Raw genomic sequence first — 19,544 nt, 5'->3', positions numbered from 1 at the left:
TTTTATTTTGTAAAATAATAGTGGTTTCTAAAATTACTGTAAAAGGTTAATCCCAAAACTACGAATAAGCGATTCTTACGGATACTTTGCAACAATTGTTTTCGATATCCAAAAGTTTCTTGTTCTAGTTCAACTCCATAGACTTTGAATACTTCTTTAACGCGCGAATGCTTCATAATTGCTCGCACTTTTTGCACACGCTTCAACCAAGAAACCGCGGCATTAGGACGTAAATAAATATGAATTAAATCGTATAGCGTATTTATCAAACGGTGCGATTTGTAGCGCTGAATTAAACGGCTATCCAAAGGCAACTGGGCATAATTTTGATGGTCAAACTCGTAATTATCCAAAGCAATTTTCAAATAATCTTTAGACAAAAAATTCCGAGAAGCGCTACCAATCACGGCGCGATAGCAATACCCTGTATGCTTCGTAAACACAACTGTATTTGTCAAAGAAAAAGCCTTTAGACAAAACAAAGCATCTTCACCATTGGTCATTCCTGCCGGAAATTGAATCCGATTGTCCTGAATTAACTGTTTGTCAAACAATTTGACACAACAGGAATTAAGGGAATCGTTTGTGAGAAAAATAGGGAGAATATTTTGTTGTATTTCCTCTTTTAAAACCAACCTGTTCGTAACGTAAACGGACTCATTTTCGACCCATTTTCCTTCAATTTCAGATTTAAAATTGGCGACAACAATTGATGTTTTATACTGAATTGCACTTTGATATAAATGTTCCAAATAATCCTTTTCAACAAAATCATCGGCATCTACAAAAGTGATATACTCCCCTTTGGCATGAAGAATACCGGTATTTCTTGCAACGGCTACCCCTTGATTGGTTTGGTGAAACAAGTGAATTCGTGGGTCTTTTTTACCATATTCCTCCACAATCATTTCACTTCCATCGGTAGAACCATCATTGACTACTAGCAATTCAAATGCAGTCAAAGTCTGTGCTAATAGTGAATCTAAACACTGATTGACAAAGGGTTTTACATTGTAAAGCGGAATAATTACCGATACTGATATTGATTGATTCATGCAAATCGTACTCCACATCACATCCTGTGACTGTGTCACTTTTGCAATGTTTTTATAGTGTGTTATTCGTCGTAAAAATAGGAAATACTCCCCAATTTCACACCGCATAAACGAGAATACTTTAGCGAGTTTTTATATATTTTTTAACAAATCTCCACTTCAAAAAATTAACGAAGTGCTTTTTGTTTCCAAGCGCTTAGTTTTCGAAACAAATGGTGTTTGAATTGCAAAACCGTATGATAACTTGCAAACACGCTGTAGGACGCACCGAAGTAGGAGTAAATTTTGGCCACTTCTTTAGCCACCTTCTCTAATTGATGATCACGAATAAATTGTTTTACACGATAGTAGCGGTTTTTGTCCAACGTGTCCAATAATCCCCATTCTACTTGGCGTTGTAAAAAGAGAACTTTCAAGTTAAAAAAGTAGGAAATGCTTGCTGGAGAAGCTATTGTAAAATGCTTTTGTTCAAATTCGATAAAGGCTTCGATAGCCAACATACAACCTTTAAATGCATTTTCATTTCCAACTAAACTCCGAGACGAAGTTTCCCGTTGAAGGTATTTGTAATACTTCAAATTGCTATAACTACAGCGTTGTGCCAAAGATTGCACCATGGCATTGAACACGGTATCTTGTCCTCGGGTGATTCCTTTTACAAAACGAATGGAACCGATTAAATCACGTCGGTACAAGGTCGCTGGAAAAGTGCGTCTTGGGTGTATTAATCCGCTACTGACCACGCCTTCTTCACCACAATTTTCATAATGACTGAGGAAATTCCCAGCTTCATCATACAAATCCAAGCTCAAGTAAAGAATATCCAATTGCTTTTCTTGAGCGATTTGGAGTAAGGGCGGAATAGAATATTCAAAAACGGCATCATCGGGATCGACAAAAAGAATAAATTCGCCCTTAGCTCGATCGAGCCCTTTATTGCGTGCCACAGAAACTCCTTGATTTTCCTGATCAATAAAAATGAGATTCGGATGATTGGGAAGATACGATTCAATAATTTCTTTGGAATTATCGGGAGAACCGTCATTAATTACAATCACCTCATAAGTCGCCACATCCATACCTTGTTCCAATACACTATCCAAACATTTGGCCAGGTATTCTTCCACTTTATAAACAGGAATGATGATGGATAAAAGCACTTTTGACATCGTTATTCAGCAATTGACAAATCCAACACTATACTCTCTTGGTACACTTTTGCATCGACAGGATCAAGTGTTAAATCCATCACAGAAGTTGATGTTTCCACACTGAATCGTCCTTTGATGGAGACTTTTTCGGTTGCGTTTGCTTTCATCCACATGTATTCCAAATCCAAGTTACCAATATCCACGGCCCAGTAACCTTCTATTGCTAATTCATGGCACAATATCGTGGCTGTCGGACCCAATGAGAACAAAAACAACACCTCGTCTTTTGAAAAATTCAACAGTGCATTTTTAATGGTATCGATACTTTCAAAAGCATTCATGTGGGGTCCGATGATTCGCTTCACTGACAATGCATTATCTAACAAATCATTAGCGATACCAAAGCGCGTAAATTTTCCTTCAACAACAACCACATGTTTTTGATTCCAAATCGTTTTGATTTGTTGAAAAAGCTCCGGTGATTTAGTTTTATCGTGGAAATTCATGTAAATACGCGTCATGTTCGAATTTCCATAGGTATAATTGGTGTCAAAACAGCGTGCCAATCGCTGTCCGTATTTGTATACAAAAGATTTCCAATGCACCTCAGTAGAGCGTCTACACTCGGATTGATCCACTAATGTATCGGGCAAACAAGCTAAAAATCGGGGATCTCTACAATCCAATACGGCTTGCAATCGCTGTGCAATTTCATTGGACAAGCGTTGGTACGACACATCACGTTCTTCGATAAGTAATAAAAAATCGGCATCCCCCAAACGACTGACCGACTTTCGTTCCTTCACAATGGCGGCCAATGTTTGCTCGAGGGTCATAATTTGGTATTTTGGAAATTTCCGACGAACATTCCAAGTACGCAGCAACCAGTAATAATAATAGAATTCTCGAACCAATGCATTCATTACTTTTCCTTTTTAAAGTTGTCGCTCTTTTTGCAAAAACCGCAAGTCTATTTTTTTTATCTTATTTCGAAGCGGAATTTCGATAAATCGATAACTGACCATCGATAGAAGTAAAAGTACGGCTAGTTTTATTCCGAATGCCAGCAATTGATTGTCGATGGGCATAGGTTTCAAATAATAAAACACCGGTAGTTGGTAAATGTAAACACCATAACTGATTTCGCCCAAATACACCAACTTGGGGTGTAAAAACCACTGTGTAATCCGACCCGTATTTAAGGAAATAAAAAGAATTAACGGCACTAACAAAACGGCAAATAATCCATTGTGATAATTCATTCCCATAGGATATTTCAAAGCCAAAGCGATGAGAACCACCAAACTTAAAACGATCCAATCGTAATTTTTACGAGAAGAATCCCCTTGTCTTAGGAACCATAACCCTGCTAAATTCCCGACTAAAAACTCATTTAAATGAAATAAGGGATGATAGAACAGCAATTCATGACTGGGAGTAAATTCGCCTTTATAATATGGATGCTGAATCATATAATGGAAAAACAATTGAGAAAACACCCAGAACAATACTATTCCGATAAAAATTGCTTTTCGATAATTCGGTTTGGAATAGCCGTAATTGAATAACAGTGGAAATAGAAAGTAAAACAACATTTCTACGGAAACCGACCAACCCGGAAAATTATACCGCATAACCCATCCCGGCATCCACGATTGCAGCATGGTTGCATTGGCAATGAGCGTATAATCAATCGGATAATTGATCATAATGCAAATGGGGAAATAAAACAAAAATCCGAGAAGATATACCGGATAAATTCGGGCTATACGATTTTTATAATAATCCAAGGGAGCCACCTTTTGACTTCTTCCGTAGGAGATAATCATGATAAAACCCGAAAGGATGTAAAAATAACTCACTCCGATGTTGGCATGTTTTACCAAAAAACTGACTTCATCGGCATTGAATGGAAAAATGCGTTTTCCAAAATGATAGATTACAATAGCAACTGCGGCTAAAAAACGTGTAAATGTGAGTTGATCTATCCGCATGTTTAGAGATTATGAATACTGTACTTGATAATCCACAAGCACTTTACTATGCAATGCGGGAACTCGTTTTCCGGTATTGTAAAAATCGCCTTCTGACACTTCAAAAGTGATGGCGTTTTGCACCCAATCGGACAAATCTTTATTGACCGTCATGTACACTGTAATAAAATAGATACCTTCATTTAGAACCAATCGATCCATTGAGAACGTTACTACATTTCCCACGCGATTGGGCGTTTCTTTCATTAAAGTCGTACTCATCCATAAGATGCGCTGTCCGATTTGATCGTCGATGCGAACATCAAATTCGATATCTGCAAAATTTACTTGTTGGTTATTCGCCAAAACAAATTCCATGGTAAAGGGTTGTCCCGACTGTGGTTTTGTTTCACGAGTTGCGCCAAAAACATTGATTTCGGCAAATTTCACGACACCAGAACCTTTACGTTCTTTAGTCTCTAATAAATTAATAGAATCGGTATTGCGTTTCAAATAATGCTGAATGGATTCTTCCACATTCCCAACAAATTCAGTAGTTCCATTGGAAAGTACGATTCCTTTATTACATAGATTTTGAACGGCTGACATGTTATGACTCACAAAAAGTACGGTTCTTCCCTCCTCCTTACTTACGTCACCCATTTTACCGAGACACTTTTTCTGAAATTCAGCATCTCCAACCGCTAATACTTCATCGACAATTAGAATTTCTGATTCTAAATGAGCAGCTACAGCAAAGGCCAAACGCACATACATTCCTGAAGAGTACCGTTTTACAGGCGTATCAATGTAGCGTTCCACGCCCGAAAAAGCGACAATTTCATCAAATTTACGGTCAATTTCAGTTTTACGCATCCCCAGAATTGCTCCATTAAGGTAGATGTTTTCTCGACCGGTCATTTCGGGATTAAATCCTGTTCCCACTTCTAATAGTGAGGCGATACGACCGTTCACTTTAAAACTTCCTGTGGTGGGTTTGGTAACTTTACTTAATAGTTTGAGCAACGTACTTTTTCCGGCTCCATTTCGACCAATAATACCTACGGCATCACCTTGTTCAATCTCAAAATTGATATCTTTTAATGACCATACATACTGACTGTTTCCCGACGTTGTTCGGTCATTGGTATCTCCGATTTTTAAATAAGGATCTCCTTTTCCTCGAAGTTTACTAATCATTCGATTCAAGTCATGGGACAAGGTACCTGTTCCGACTTCACCTAAACGGTATTGCTTTGAAATATTTTCCGCTAAAATTGCAATGTTTTTCATACTCCCATCCATTAAACCGTATCCATAAAATCTTTTTCAACCTTATTAAATATAATAACCCCTATTATAAATAATACACTGATTAATGCTGTACTGGTCAGAATATCACTGGTTTCAAAAGTTCCAGAGCCCAAATACCCGTATCGAAAACATTCAAAAATTCCACTCAGCGGATTGAGCTTTATAATCCATTTTAGTCGTTCGGGCATAGCTGAAATGGGATAAACTACAGGTGTTGCATACATAAATAGCTGTATACCAAACGTCAATAAAAAAGTAAGATCTTTGTATTTTGTGGTTAATGATGAAAAAATCATCCCAATACCAAGTGCAAACAAAGCCATTAAAAGGATTAGAAACGGCGTGGCTAATATCCAAATCGTAGGGTGGATTGACTCTTCAACATACGTGTAATATAAAACAACGATGATAAAGAGTGTGAACTGCACTAAAAACTTCATTAATCCAGAAAAAACAATGGATAAAGGCATAATTAATCGTGGAAAATAGACTTTCCCGAATACGCTTGCATTGTCTTTAAACACGGTTGAAATTTTAGTAAGACTTTCAGAAAAGTAATTCCAAATCGTGATACCTGAAAGGAAAAATGCGATTTGTGGTACGTTATTGATATCAATCTTTGCGATTTGACCAAAGAGGATGATGTATACCAACATCGTTAACAATGGTTGAATAAAAAACCAAATAGGCCCCAAAATGGTTTGTTTGTAAAAAGTAATAAAATCCCTTTTTACCAGAAGAAATAACAAATCGCGGTACCTCCAAACTTCCGCTAAATTAACGGAAAACAAAGAACTTTTAGATTGAATTATTTCGGTCCATGGTTGCTTAGTTTGTTGCATTGTACCTATTTCAATTATTGTTTAGAGTTGACATTATCTGCAAAATACGATTTTTTTTGTTCGAACAAAACTATAAAAAATAGTCGGGTGATGTATTAAGACAGTGTTATGTGAATTGGGAATTTCAATCCTTTTGAAAGCCTCATTGCAATTCAGGGTTCAAATTAATCATTTAATTTGGTTTACTCACCAATTAAATAAATTATTGATATTGTTGTGAATAGTACTTTTGGTAGGCGCCTGAAGTTACATTCTGTAACCATTCGCCATTGGCCAAAAACCATTCTACGGTTTGTTCCAATCCTTCTTCAAAAGTAACGGAGGGTTTCCATCCCAATTCGGTATTAATTTTTGTCGCATCAATAGCATAGCGCAAATCATGTCCCGGACGATCTTTTACAAAAGTGATCAATTGTTCCGATTCTCCTTCAGTGCGATTTAATTTACGATCCATAATGCGGCAAAGTAAGCGAACTAAGTCGATGTTTTGCCATTCATTAAATCCGCCAATATTATACGTTTCATGATTTTTACCTTCATGAAAAACTAAATCAATGGCTCGGGCATGATCGATAACATACAACCAATCCCGTGTATATTTACCATCACCATATATAGGCAAAGGTTTATTTTCAATAATATTATGAATACACAACGGAATCAATTTCTCAGGAAAATGATTCGGTCCGTAGTTGTTGGAACAATTGGTTATAACGTAGGGCAAGCCATAGGTTTCACCATAGGCACGCACAAAATGATCAGAACTTGCTTTAGAGGCAGAATACGGTGAATTGGGATCATACGCAGTAGACTCGGTAAAAAATCCCGTTTCTCCTAAAGAACCATACACTTCGTCTGTGGACACATGATAAAATCGTTTGCCCTCAAAATTTCCGCTCCAACTCGCTTTTGCTGCATTCAACAAGGTCATAGTTCCGATTACATTTGTTCGAACAAAAGCCAAAGGATCGGCAATAGAACGATCCACATGGGATTCGGCGGCTAAGTGGATTACTCCGTCAAATTGGTGTTCGGTAAATAGATTTTGAATAAAATGTGCATCCGTAATATCGCCTTTTACAAAGGAATAATTGGGGGCCTTTTCTATATCTTTTATATTTTCTAGATTTCCCGCATAGGTAAGTGCGTCCAAATTAAAAATATGGTAATTGGGATATTGTGTCACCATGCGACGAACTACGTGTGAGCCAATAAAACCTGCACCTCCAGTGATTAGTATCTTCTTCATCTTATAATTTCCCATCAATGGGGCAAGTTAATACTCCTTTAACATCGTAAACCACCGATTTTTCATTTTTGAAAATATCCAAATTGAGATCTAAAAATTCTTTATGTGCTACCGCTAATACAACGGAATCAAATTTTTCATTGGGGATTTGGTTGATGGTTTCTAAACCGTATTCGTGCATCACTTCCGCTGGATTGGCCCAAGGATCATAAATGGTCACTTGAATGCCGTAATCCATTAATGCATTTACTACGTCTACAATTTTGGTATTACGAACATCGGGACAATTTTCTTTAAACGTTATTCCTAACATCAATAATTTAGAATTGACAACCGGAATTCGTTTCTTAATTAACAATTTAATAATTCGAGAAGCCACATATTCTCCCATACTATCATTTAAGCGTCTTCCGGCTAAAATAATTTCAGGATGATATCCGGTTTCTTGTGCTTTTTGCGCCAAATAATACGGATCGACACCGATACAATGTCCGCCCACCAATCCCGGTTTAAAATTCAAGAAATTCCATTTGGTTCCCGCAGCCGCTAATACAGCTTGCGTATCAATATCTAATAAATTAAAGATTTTAGCCAATTCATTGACAAAAGCAATATTGATATCACGTTGTGCATTTTCAATTACTTTAGCGGCCTCTGCTACTTTGATGGATGGTGCTAAATGCGTTCCCGCAATAATTACGGATTTGTATAATTCATCGACTTTCTGACCAATTTCGGGTGTAGAACCCGATGTGATTTTTAATATTTTTTCAACGGTATGTTCTTTGTCTCCAGGGTTAATACGCTCGGGTGAATAGCCTGCATAAAAATCTTCATTGAATTTTAATCCGCTCACGCGTTCCAAAACAGGCACACATTCTTCTTCTGTGAGTCCGGGATATACTGTGGATTCATAAATCACAATATCCCCTTTCTTTAGGACTTTCCCAACTGTTTCACTGGATTTGTACAAAGGAGTTAAATCAGGGCGGTTATTTTTATCAACGGGTGTAGGAACCGTCACAATATAATAATTACACAATGCCAAATCATCCAGTGAAGTAGAACAAAACAATCCTTGTTCACCGGGTTGACTCACCAGTACTTCTTGTAACAGCTCAGAATTAATTTCTAGGGTAAAATCAGTCCCTTTATTTAATTCATCTACCCTTTTTTGGTTGATATCAAAACCAATAACGGGATACTTTGTAGCAAACAAACGTGCTAATGGTAAACCCACGTAACCTAGTCCAATAACTCCTATTTTTTTTTCCATACCTTGACTATTAAGAACCGATTCCTTGGTAGAGGAATCCAATTTCTTTCATTTTATCTGCATCTAATAAATTTCTTCCATCAAAAACAAATGCTGGCTTTAACATCGCATCGTAAATTCGTTGCCAATCATACGATTTGAACTCGTCCCATTCCGTCAAAATTGCAATAGCATGCGCATTTTTACAGGCTTCATAGGGGTCATTGCAAGACTCAATTGCTTTATCATTTTCTTCAGGCAAACGCGTTTCTAGATAATTTAAATCACTTTGTATTTGTCGTGCCGATACTTTTGGATCATAAACCGCTATTTGCGCTTGTTCATTGAGCAAATCGTCAGCTACGTAAATGGCTGCTGATTCACGGGTATCGTTGGTATCTTTTTTGAAAGCCCAACCTAAGAATGTTATTTTCTTTCCTGAAACGGTATTGTAAAGCGTTGCCACTATTTTACGCGCAAAACGATTCTTTTGGTGGTCGTTCATGATGATAACCTGCTCCCAGTAATCGGCCACTTCTTGCAAGCCAAACGATTTAGCGATATACACTAAATTAAGAATGTCTTTTTGGAAACAAGATCCTCCAAATCCAACAGAGGCTTTTAAAAATTTTGGACCAATACGACTGTCCATACCGATCGCTTTGGCTACTTCATTGACATTGGCACCTGTTTTTTCACACAATTCTGAAATGGCATTGATGGAAGAAACACGTTGCGCTAAGAAGGCGTTCGCTGTTAACTTTGACAACTCCGAAGACCACAAATTGGTCGTTAAAATTTGTTGGGAAGGTACCCAATTCGCATACACTTCAACTAATTTCTGAATCGCAATTTGTCCGGCTTCATCCGTTCCACCGCCAATTAACACGCGGTCTGGCGCTAAAAGATCTTCCACTGCTGTACCCTCAGCTAAAAATTCAGGGTTGGATAAAATTTGAAATTGAACCCCATTACCCGTATTGTCAAGAATATTTTTTATGGCTTCAGCGGTACGAACTGGCAATGTCGATTTTTCAACGACAATCTTATCTGTGGTAGCCACACGAGCAATCTGACGTGCACACAATTCAATATATTTTAAATCTGCAGCCATCCCCTTACCAGCTCCATAGGTTTTGGTAGGTGTATTTACAGAAATAAAAATCATTTGTGCCTCATCAATTGCCTCATCTACTTGGGTAGAAAAAAATAAATTCTTCCCTCTAGCTTGTGCTACAATTTCACTTAATCCGGGTTCATAAACGGGAATGTTTTCAACGTTTGGATCATTCCAACGTGCAATACGTTCTTCATTTAGATCCACCACTGTGACTTTAATATGTGGACATTTATGAGCGATGACTGCCATTGTAGGTCCGCCAACATACCCTGCGCCAATACAACAAATAGATGTAATACTCATTATTTATTTGGTTAAGTTGTTCCAATACCAATCTACTGCTTCTTTTAATCCGTCAGCAAAGGGGTATTTGGGATTATAATTTAATAAGCGTTTTGCTTTTTCAATACTTGCTTTTGAATGTGGAATATCTCCATTGCGATTGGGACCGTAGGTAATTTCCACATGCTGAATTTCTGGATTGTATTTACTGAGGTATTGTTTCAGTAAATCTACCATTTCATTTAATGTAATTTGATCCCCAACAGCCGTATTAAAAACGGTATTGATGGCTTCACTATTTTCTGTAAACATGGCCAATTCATTCATTTGAACCACATTGTCAATATAGGTGAAATCTCGTGAATAACTTCCGTCACCATTAATTACTGGCGATTCCTTGTGCATCAATTGCATGACAAATTTTGGAATAACTGCCGCGTATGCTCCTTGCGGATCTTGTCGTTTCCCAAAAACATTGAAATAGCGTAACCCAATGGTTTCTATACCGTATGTTTTTGAAAAAATTTCCGCATACAATTCGTTCACATATTTTGTGATGGCATAAGGTGACAAAGGTTTCCCAATTTCTTCTTCAACTTTGGGTAGTACTTTAGAATCGCCATAGGTTGAAGAACTTGCGGCATAAACAAATCGTTTTACACCGGCATCACGTGCAGCCACCAACATATTTAAAAATCCGGATACATTCACATCATTAGAAGTAATCGGATCGTTAATGGAACGCGGCACCGAACCCAAGGCTGCTTGATGCAACACATACGTTGCCCCTTGCACCACTTCCTGACATGTAGCTAAATTTCGGATATCCCCTTCAACGAACTTGAATTTTTCATGCGTGATAAAGGCATCCATGTTTTTCTTATGTCCGGTAGCAAAATTATCAAGACCGACCACATGAAATCCATTAGCCAAGAAATATTCTGCTAAATTGGAACCGATAAATCCGGCTACACCGGTTACAACAATAGTTGTAGTGGTTTTGTTTTGCATGAAACTATTTCTTTTGTAAACCTTTCTTTATGAAATCTCTAATTTTATCCCAAAATGTAATCGGTGCATCTTCTTCATGATAGCCATTGGAATAATTTCCATAGCCATAACCGTAACCATAGCCATAGCCATAACCTGTACCGTATTTGGCTTTATTTTCAAAACCATTCAATACGATACTCACATTGGACAATTCATCACGTTGAACCCGGTTGTTGATCAAACTCACCATTTCCTTTTTTGTGAAATTTTGTCGCATAATATACAACGTTACATCCGCAAAAGGTGCTAACTCAATCGCATCGGTTACTAGTCCCACCGGTGGAGTATCTAAAATAATGTAATCGTATCGTAATTTTAATTCCTCAATAAACTCGCGCATTGTTTCTCCCATAATCAACTCCGAGGGATTGGGCGGTATCGGACCAGAAGTAATGACATCTAAATAAGGAATTTTGGTCTTTTGAACAATCTCATCCAACGAATTTTCACCAATTAGGTAATTGACAATTCCTACCTTATTTTTTAGATTAAAATCATCAAAAATCTTAGGCTTTCGTAAATCCAAACCAACAATTACCGTCTTTTTCTCACTGATTGCAAATACTGTAGCAATGTTGATAGAACAAAACGTTTTTCCTTCACCCGATACCGTAGAAGTCAACATCAATGTTTTACTGCCTTCCTTATTTTGCTTTTTGTATAAAAACTGCAACGAGGAACGTAAAGCTCTAAAAGACTCTGATAATGCGGACTTGGGCTTTTCAAAAACAGCCAAATTGGACGATGTATGTTTAACACCAATAACACCTATCAATGGAATATTGGTTAACGAACTAATATCTTCCGCGTTTTGAATGGCATTATTGATAAAGAAAATTAAAAATACAATGAGCAACGGAATCAATAATCCCACAAACAAGGCAATCACATAATTCACCCCAGTACGAGGACCAATCAAACCACCGCCAATATCTTTGGCGGGATCAATAAATTGAACGTCGGAAAGATTTGCCGCTTTTACAATTTGCGCTTCGTTTCTTTTCTGCAAATAGGCATCAATAACACTATTACTTAAATTAAATTTTCGGGTAATTCGTAAATAATCCTGACTCTCTTCGGGTAATTTTTCAATCTTCCCTTCGGATTGTTGAATTTTACGGTTAATCTGATTGGATTCAGTTTCTATCGCTACTTTGGCCGCGGCTACATTTTCCAGTAAAACACGCTTTACAGCCGCAATTTCATTATCAATGTTGTTAAACATCAATTCGCTTTTTACCGAATAGGCCATTTCGGAACGACGTACTGATAAAGCAATTAACTGTGCTACATTATTGATAATATTGGGTTCATCAATTCCTGCTACCGATGGAGCTGGTAGCTTGGAATAATCTTTACTATTTTTCAAATAGGAATTTAACGCATTGAAATAATTGATTTTGCGCGTAACAGCATCCCGAGCCAAATCCAATTCCTGAATTTGTAACTGATAGGTTTCGCCTCGCTTTTCAATTTCTAATACATTTCTGCCTTTACTAAAATCTTTTAAATCATTATTCGCTTCCTTTAAATTTTGCTCCATTAGCGTAAGCGTCGTATCGATATATTTAATGGTATTTTCAGCAAATAAATTTTTACTCTCCAATTGTTTTTTCATCAACATACGAACCGTCTCGTTCAAATAATCAACGATACGTGCCTTATTCGTTCCCTGCAATGACAATTTGATTATCGACCCTGCCTTTTCATCAATCGAAACTTTTACATTTCGATATTGCGTGACGACATCATCAAAATTATTGAGCTTCACAATATATTTTTGACCCACATAATTTCCAGGCAAATCTTTGATATCCAGCGTCCAACTCAAAAAAGGAAGGTTAACTTTTTGCCCTACTTTGAATCGTTTTTTATAATCTCCCGAAACCACCGATTGCGTTGATTTCACATTGGTACTGTAATTAATTAACGGAACTGAGTTGGAGCTAAAATGAGTAGTTAATTCGTATTCGTTCGGACTCACAAATCGGATGTTCATGGGATTTCCTAACATCTGATCTTTGGTTTTATCTAAATGAACTAAAAATGGCGTATAACCGTAAACATCCTCTGTAAAATACTTTTCTTCTTTAAGATAATCCACATAGAATGATAATTTATCAATCACCAATTCATTGTGGGACCTTGATTTCAAAGTGGTGGCGATAGTCTGCACCTGATCGGATGTGCCACCCCAATTGAAAATCAAACTGGTATTGTTGGTAAAAAGTGGATTCTCTTGTTCTTTTACGGCTAAAGTCGTTTCTAACGAATAAATCTTTTGCTTGCGAATATTCACCTGATAAGCCACGAAAAGTGAAAGGGCTAACCCCAGTACAAACCAACGCCAATAACTTCCCGTTTTAATCAAAAAAGCCTTAAAATCAAAGCTGTTCTGTTTTTCAAAAAAAGCAAAATCTTTAATATCTAACATCTTAGCTTAGTTTTTTAGAATTAAAAAAATGGTCGTAACCAAAGACAAGGCAGTGATAATGGTAGCCAAAGATTCTTTTCCTGTCCCGCCAGTTCCCCATGATTTTTGTTTCAATGGCTTCACATAAATTAAGTCATTGGGTTGCAAGAAAAATACGGGGGAGTAAATGGCATTCGCGTCCGTTAAATCAATACTGTACGTTTTAATACCTCCCGGAAATTGACGCAAAACCTTGACATCTTTGCGATCACCCGTAATTGTAACGTCCCCGACATTGGCCAGCGCTTCTAAAATATTAACGCGATCTTGGTATAAAACCTTAGAGCCCGGGCTGTTCACTTCGCCATTGGCTGCATAACGAAAACCAGCTAATTTTACACTAACAAATAATTGAGCTTCTTTTTTGAAATAATCACTCAACAATTTAGTCTCTACTTTAATTCGTGCTTCTTCTACCGTATTTCCTAGCACATTGATTTCTCCCAAAACGGGCAAGCGAATGTTTCCATGATCATCTACGGTATAGCCATTGAAATACACATTTTCAACTGTTGGGGAAACAGTCGATTTGTTGGAATTGAATATTTCTACCAATTTTTCATCAACCGTTTTTATATTCACAGTAACGACATCATTCACCTGAAGACGATAGGGCTTGGCCGCTTCTATAACTTGATTTTCAATTTTTGGGGATTTATTTTGTAGATACGTTAAATCTTGCGTTGATACACAGGAAGTCAACATCAATAACAAGAAGACGGAAAACGTCAGCAGTTTGGTTTTCATCAAATTTGTTTTAGCCAACAAAGATAGTTTTTCAAACGTAAAATCAAAAGTGAAGCCCTAGTTTTATCTAATTATTTTTAAGGGAATTTTCAAAAGGAATTCGGTGTAAAATACTACGTCCAAGCGTGACCTCATCAGCGTATTCCAACTCATCGCCCACCGCAATTCCGCGAGCAATGGTGGAGGTTTTAACACTAAAATCTTTGATTTGTTTGTAGATGTAAAAATTGGTGGTATCGCCTTCCATGGTCGAACTCAACGCAAAGATCAATTCTTCCACTGCTCCCGCTTGCACTTTTTGCACTAATGAAGCGATATTCAACTGACTCGGCCCTACCCCATCAATGGGTGAAATTTTGCCGCCCAACACATGGTAAATGCCTTTGAATTGGTTAGTATTTTCAATCGCCATTACATCGCGCACATCTTCGACTACACAAATAATTTGATGATTCCGGGCCGGATTACTGCAAATTTCACATACGGCAACATCAGCAATATTATGGCAACTTTGACAGAATTTAATCTCGTCGCGCATTTCGGTCAATGCCCCAGCTAAAAAATGGGTGTGCTCCGCAGGCTGTTTCAATAAATGCAATACCAATCGCAAAGCGGTTCGCTTCCCAATTCCCGGCAATTGCGCCATTTCATTTACCGCTTTTTCTAATAATTTTGACGAAAATTCCATGCCACAAAAGTACATAATTTGAAAAACGCATCATTATTTTTGTACATTTCGACACTAAAAAATTCTATTATGAGTCCGATCCTGATTCTTTCCATCATTCTCGTTTACTTTGGAATTCTCATCTTTATCTCCAATGTGGTGAGCAAAAAAGGTACTGACAACGACACCTTTTTCAAAGCCAACAAGAACTCCAAATGGTATCTCGTAGCCTTTGGAATGATTGGAACCGCACTTTCAGGTGTGACCTTTATCTCCGTTCCCGGTGCCGTTGGAAATCCGGAAACACAGTTTTCCTACTTTCAATTTGTGCTTGGAAATGCGATCGGATTTTTAATCATTGCTACTGTACTTCTTCCGTTGTACTACCGCATGAACCTGACCTCAATATACAGCTATATCGAACAACGTTTGGGAACCATCAGCTACAAAACGGCCGCTTCCATCTTTTTGATTAGTCGTACCATTGGGTCGGCGTTCCGACTTTATTTGGTGGTTTTGGTGCTGCAACGGTATGTGTTCGACGCGTTTCAAGTGCCGTTTGCAGCGACGGTTTTGATTTCGCTCGGACTCATTTTCGCCTACACTTACCGCGGCGGATTGAAAACAATTATTATTACCGATACGCTACAGACATTTTTCCTAGTAACCTCTGTTTTTCTTACCATTTACTTCATTTGCAGCAGCCTGAATTTCAGTCCGATCCAAGCTTTTGAAGCCGTAAAAAACAGCAGTTATTCGAAAATCTTTTTCTTCGAAGATTACCTTAAAGGCAATTTCGTTTGGAAACAAATTGTAGGCGGCATCTTTGTAACCATTGCCATGGTAGGCTTGGATCAAGATTTGATGCAAAAAAACTTGAGTTGTGCTAACATTAAAGAAGCGCAAAAAAACATGTTCACCTTCACCGGAATATTCGTCATCATCAATTTATTTTTCTTGAGTGTGGGCGCTTTATTGTATTTGTACGCGGATCAAAATGGCATCGAAGTACCAAAAGTAAACGATGTAGCACGAACCGATTTGTTATTCCCAGAAATCGCGTTTCATCATCTCGAAATCATTCCGGCGGTAACGTTTTTGCTCGGACTCACCGCAGCGACTTTTGCCACTACTGACAGTGCTCTAACGGCTTTAACCACTTCGTATTGTGTGGATTTCTTGCAAATGGACAAAGTAGAAAACAACAAAAGAACACCTGAAGAAATGGTGAAATTGCGCCATAAAGTACATTTGGGGTTTTCCTTTTTATTGTTCCTTGTGATCTTGTTGTTTAATGCACTTAATGATGATTCGGTAGTGAAAATGATCTTTAAAGTAGCTAGTTATACCTACGGCCCACTTTTAGGCTTGTACGGATTTGGATTATTTATGAAAACAAAAACCGTTCGCGACCAGTGGGTTCCCGTGGTTTGTATCCTTGCGCCATTATTGTGCTGGATAATGACCACGTACTCGAAAGATTGGTTTGGCGACTATCAATTTGACAACGAACTTATCCTTGTCAATGGTTTATTGACCTTCCTAGGATTATTAATGATCAGCAAACCTGCGGTTACAGAAACCCGATTTTAATATTGGTTCGTAGCCAAAAGCACTAAGGTACAGGCTACCTCAACCTGAATTTGATGGTGGATTAACTGAGCATAAAAAGCCGGATTCTCTGTTCCTGGATTGAAAATAACACGGCGTGGTTGCAACCCAATAATGTAGTCGTAATAGGCTTGCTGATGCGTCGGATTCAAATATAAGGTCACCGTGTCGATATCCGTCAACTCGGGCAAACCCGTTTGAATAGAAACTCCAGGAACAACCTCTTCTTTACGCCCAATAGCAACTACTTCATGCTGGTGTTTTTGCAAACGCAGTAAGGCTTGGTAACTGTATCGACCGGGATTGGATGACGCGCCTAGAATTAAGGTTTTCATAAGTAACGGTTAATTTTTCCATACAAAAATACAACTAAAAGATCGTTCCCTTACCTTTGTCCCATGAGCGAATTCATTTTCTTACTAGCGGCCTTATTTTCGGTACTCAACCCCATCGGCACTGTTCCTATTTTTGTGGCTTTGACCCAAGATTATACCAAGGGCGAGCGTTCTACAGTATCCATGTGGACCGCCATCAATGTCTTTTTAATTTTAATCATCTCCTTTTTTGTAGGACAATATGTGCTTACCTTCTTTGGTATTACGATTCCGGCTTTACGTATTGCAGGCGGAATTATCATAGCAAGTTCGGGATTTGGTTTACTCAACGGAAAATTCAGCCGCAACAAAGGATTGGACAAAAAAGCCGAAGAAGAGGCGCAACAACGCGACAGCATTGCACTCACACCCTTGGCGATGCCCATGTTGGCCGGACCCGGTTCCATTTCACTTTTAATTGCGTATTACCAAGAACACCACAGTACCAACGATATTATTGCATCATGTCTAGCTATTCTGGCGGTTGCCTTGTTGATTTTTATTATTTTACGCAGTGCACACTATCTGGCCAAATATTTAGGGGCTTCAGGAATTGTGGCGATTTCCCGAATTGTCGGTTTTTTAACCATTGCCATCGGTATTCAATATATCATCAGTGCGATTTCCAGTATTATCAAAGATTTTAATTTTTAACCTATGCGAAATTTTATTTTCATGCTTTTTGTTGCTCTCGGACTTGTGAATTGTTCTTCATCCCTAAAGTCCCATTTAAAAAATAGTCGGGAAATGGAAGAATTAGTGACCATCATGCAAGGGCACTACACTTCTGAAAAGCAGGCCGCAGCTGACAAAGATTATTTCAATATTTCGTTGCGCATGACACCCATTTGGAAAAATAAAGGAAACTATTTATTTGTAGAACAAGCGCTGTATGACAAACAAGACAAACCGTATCGTGTTCGTATTTACAAACTAACCCAACAAGGCGACCAATTTATCAGTCAAATCTACACCCTTAAAGACGAAAAAGCATGGATTGGAAAATGGGCCACTCCAGAAGCCTATGATCAATTAACAGAAAATGATCTCGAATTAAAATCGGGTTGTGAAGTTATGCTCACCCGATCAGGCAAAAACCAATTCCAAGGAGCAACGGGGGACAAAACTTGTCCTAGCGAATTACGAGGCGCGAGTTGGGCGAATTCAAAGGTAACCGTCACGGAAAATAGTATTTTATCCTGGGATCAAGGATTTGATAAAGACGGCAAACAAGTTTGGGGCGCCACAAAAGGTGGGTATGAATTCATCAAACGCTAAATAAAAAATCCCAATTTCAAATGAAATTGGGATTTTTTTATTGTTGGTTTTGTCCTTTAGTTTTTCGGTAAAAAGACTTCCGCCATCATACAGCGGGCACTTCCACCCCCACAAGCTTCAATCGTATCCAAACTTGAATGCAGAATGGTAACGTGCTGTTCGATTTGTGCAATCTGCTTTTTGGTCAAAGCTTGATAGGCCGACGAACTCATTACCAAATAGCGTTTGCCATCTGCCCCTTTCACTTCGAGCATGTTTCCGGCAAAATTATTCACTTGCTCTTCGGTAATTAAAATGATGTCTTTTTCATCACTGCGCAACGAGTCCAAGACCATTTTTCGTTCTTTTTTATCATCAATACAATCCGGGCAAATTACGGCAAATGTATCGCCAATACACATCATCACATTGGTATGGTAAATGAGTTTTCGCTCACCACCCACCGTTTGAAATGCCTCAAAAATCACTGGAGTGTATTCGAAATCTTCACAGAATTCAATCATTAATTCTTCGTCGGCACGCGGAGACAATGCACAATAGGCTTTGCCGTTTTGGCGATCGAGTAACAAACTTCCGGTTCCTTCCAGAAAAATATTGTCTTCTTCTGCCGAAGTATAATCCATGATGTCGTTCACCACGAATCCTTTTTCTTCCAAGATATCCAAAATATCTTCGCGGCGCTCGGCACGACGGTTTTCGGCAAACATCGGATACAATACTACATCTCCCGTTTCATGAAAAGAAATCCAATTGTTCGGAAAAATACTGTCGGGCGTATTGGGCTCTAGGGTATCCTCAACCACAATCACATCAACCCCAGCCATCCGCAATTTTTGCACAAAAGCATCAAATTCTTCCTGCGCTTTTGCATTCACCGTTTCGGGCGATAAGCCGTCCAAAACTTTTTGGTAATAATTGTTCACCGCCGTTTGTTCGTTCATTCGAAACGCCACGGGACGAATCATTACAATGGAGTTAGTCGTTTGATTCATAGTGTATATTTTAGGGCTTCCCCGGATTTAAATTTAGATTTTAGAGTTTAGATTTTAGAATTTAGAATTTAGAATTTAGCCCCGAAACTTTGGGAGGAATTTAAAATA

18 protein-coding genes are annotated in these 19,544 nt (G+C 38.2%); 3 read left to right on the top strand and 15 right to left on the bottom strand.

What is annotated here, in order from left to right; translation table 11 throughout:
* Positions 1–2: 2 nt before the first annotated feature.
* The 13 genes from OLM45_RS06190 to recR all read right to left on the bottom strand — a co-directional run bounded on the left by OLM45_RS06190 (position 3) and on the right by recR (position 15,202).
* Complete coding sequence (locus OLM45_RS06190; protein WP_264512806.1) at positions 3–1,094, bottom strand: glycosyltransferase family 2 protein; 1,092 nt, start codon at positions 1,092–1,094, stop codon at positions 3–5.
* Between the two features lie 128 nt (positions 1,095–1,222).
* Positions 1,223–2,224 (bottom strand): glycosyltransferase, encoded by a 1,002-nt coding sequence (locus OLM45_RS06185; protein WP_264512804.1) that lies wholly within the window; start codon positions 2,222–2,224, stop codon positions 1,223–1,225.
* A gap of 2 nt (positions 2,225–2,226) precedes the next feature.
* Positions 2,227–3,129, bottom strand: a complete 903-nt coding sequence (locus OLM45_RS06180; RefSeq protein WP_264512802.1) for a GT-D fold domain-containing glycosyltransferase — start codon at positions 3,127–3,129, stop codon at positions 2,227–2,229.
* A gap of 12 nt (positions 3,130–3,141) precedes the next feature.
* The gene (locus OLM45_RS06175) at positions 3,142–4,200 is read right to left on the bottom strand and encodes an acyltransferase family protein (RefSeq protein ID WP_264512800.1); all 1,059 of its coding nucleotides are present in this window, start codon (positions 4,198–4,200) and stop codon (positions 3,142–3,144) included.
* 9 nt (positions 4,201–4,209) lie between these two features.
* Entirely contained in the window at positions 4,210–5,472 is a 1,263-nt protein-coding gene (locus OLM45_RS06170) for an ABC transporter ATP-binding protein (RefSeq protein WP_264512798.1), read from the bottom strand.
* Positions 5,473–5,483: 11 nt separating this feature from the next.
* Entirely contained in the window at positions 5,484–6,335 is an 852-nt protein-coding gene (locus tag OLM45_RS06165) for an ABC transporter permease (RefSeq protein WP_264512796.1), read from the bottom strand.
* A 202-nt stretch (positions 6,336–6,537) separates the two neighbouring features.
* Complete coding sequence (rfbB, locus tag OLM45_RS06160) at positions 6,538–7,584, bottom strand: dTDP-glucose 4,6-dehydratase (protein WP_264512794.1); 1,047 nt, start codon at positions 7,582–7,584, stop codon at positions 6,538–6,540.
* Between the two features lies 1 nt (position 7,585).
* Complete coding sequence (locus tag OLM45_RS06155) at positions 7,586–8,860, bottom strand: nucleotide sugar dehydrogenase (RefSeq protein WP_264512792.1); 1,275 nt, start codon at positions 8,858–8,860, stop codon at positions 7,586–7,588.
* A gap of 10 nt (positions 8,861–8,870) precedes the next feature.
* Positions 8,871–10,262, bottom strand: coding sequence for a UDP-glucose 6-dehydrogenase (locus tag OLM45_RS06150; protein ID WP_264512790.1), 1,392 nt, complete (start codon positions 10,260–10,262; stop codon positions 8,871–8,873).
* Between the two features lie 3 nt (positions 10,263–10,265).
* On the bottom strand, positions 10,266–11,252 hold the full coding sequence (locus OLM45_RS06145) for an SDR family oxidoreductase (protein WP_264512788.1): 987 nt from the start codon (positions 11,250–11,252) through the stop codon (positions 10,266–10,268).
* A 4-nt stretch (positions 11,253–11,256) separates the two neighbouring features.
* Complete coding sequence (locus tag OLM45_RS06140; protein ID WP_264512786.1) at positions 11,257–13,728, bottom strand: polysaccharide biosynthesis tyrosine autokinase; 2,472 nt, start codon at positions 13,726–13,728, stop codon at positions 11,257–11,259.
* Positions 13,729–13,734: 6 nt separating this feature from the next.
* Positions 13,735–14,514, bottom strand: coding sequence for a polysaccharide biosynthesis/export family protein (locus tag OLM45_RS06135; protein ID WP_129461871.1), 780 nt, complete (start codon positions 14,512–14,514; stop codon positions 13,735–13,737).
* A gap of 67 nt (positions 14,515–14,581) precedes the next feature.
* Positions 14,582–15,202, bottom strand: coding sequence for a recombination mediator RecR (gene recR, locus OLM45_RS06130; RefSeq protein ID WP_264512784.1), 621 nt, complete (start codon positions 15,200–15,202; stop codon positions 14,582–14,584).
* 69 nt (positions 15,203–15,271) lie between these two features.
* On the opposite strand from recR, the gene OLM45_RS06125 reads away from it, so the two are divergent.
* A complete protein-coding gene (locus OLM45_RS06125) occupies positions 15,272–16,774 on the top strand; it encodes a sodium:solute symporter (protein WP_264512782.1) in 1,503 nt (500 codons plus the stop codon).
* Here the strand turns inward: OLM45_RS06125 and OLM45_RS06120 are convergent.
* Positions 16,771–17,127 (bottom strand): CoA-binding protein, encoded by a 357-nt coding sequence (locus OLM45_RS06120; protein WP_264512780.1) that lies wholly within the window; start codon positions 17,125–17,127, stop codon positions 16,771–16,773. The genes OLM45_RS06125 and OLM45_RS06120 overlap by 4 nt on opposite strands.
* A 63-nt stretch (positions 17,128–17,190) precedes the next feature.
* Here OLM45_RS06120 and OLM45_RS06115 point away from each other — a divergent pair, with 63 nt between their 5' ends.
* Positions 17,191–17,820 (top strand): MarC family NAAT transporter, encoded by a 630-nt coding sequence (locus OLM45_RS06115; RefSeq protein WP_264512779.1) that lies wholly within the window; start codon positions 17,191–17,193, stop codon positions 17,818–17,820.
* Positions 17,821–17,823: 3 nt separating this feature from the next.
* On the top strand, positions 17,824–18,444 hold the full coding sequence (locus OLM45_RS06110; RefSeq protein ID WP_264512777.1) for a chromophore lyase CpcT/CpeT: 621 nt from the start codon (positions 17,824–17,826) through the stop codon (positions 18,442–18,444).
* A 56-nt stretch (positions 18,445–18,500) separates the two neighbouring features.
* Here the strand turns inward: OLM45_RS06110 and ctlX are convergent, their stop codons facing one another.
* The gene (gene ctlX / locus OLM45_RS06105; RefSeq protein WP_264512775.1) at positions 18,501–19,436 is read right to left on the bottom strand and encodes a citrulline utilization hydrolase CtlX; all 936 of its coding nucleotides are present in this window, start codon (positions 19,434–19,436) and stop codon (positions 18,501–18,503) included.
* Between the last annotated feature and the right edge of the window lie 108 nt (positions 19,437–19,544).

The sequence above is a fragment of the Flavobacterium sp. N1719 genome (genome assembly GCF_025947045.1).
GTDB classification, from domain to species: Bacteria; Bacteroidota; Bacteroidia; order Flavobacteriales; family Flavobacteriaceae; genus Flavobacterium; species Flavobacterium stagni.
Note: the sequence above shows the minus strand (reverse complement) of the source record. Positions and strands in the feature narration are given on the sequence as shown.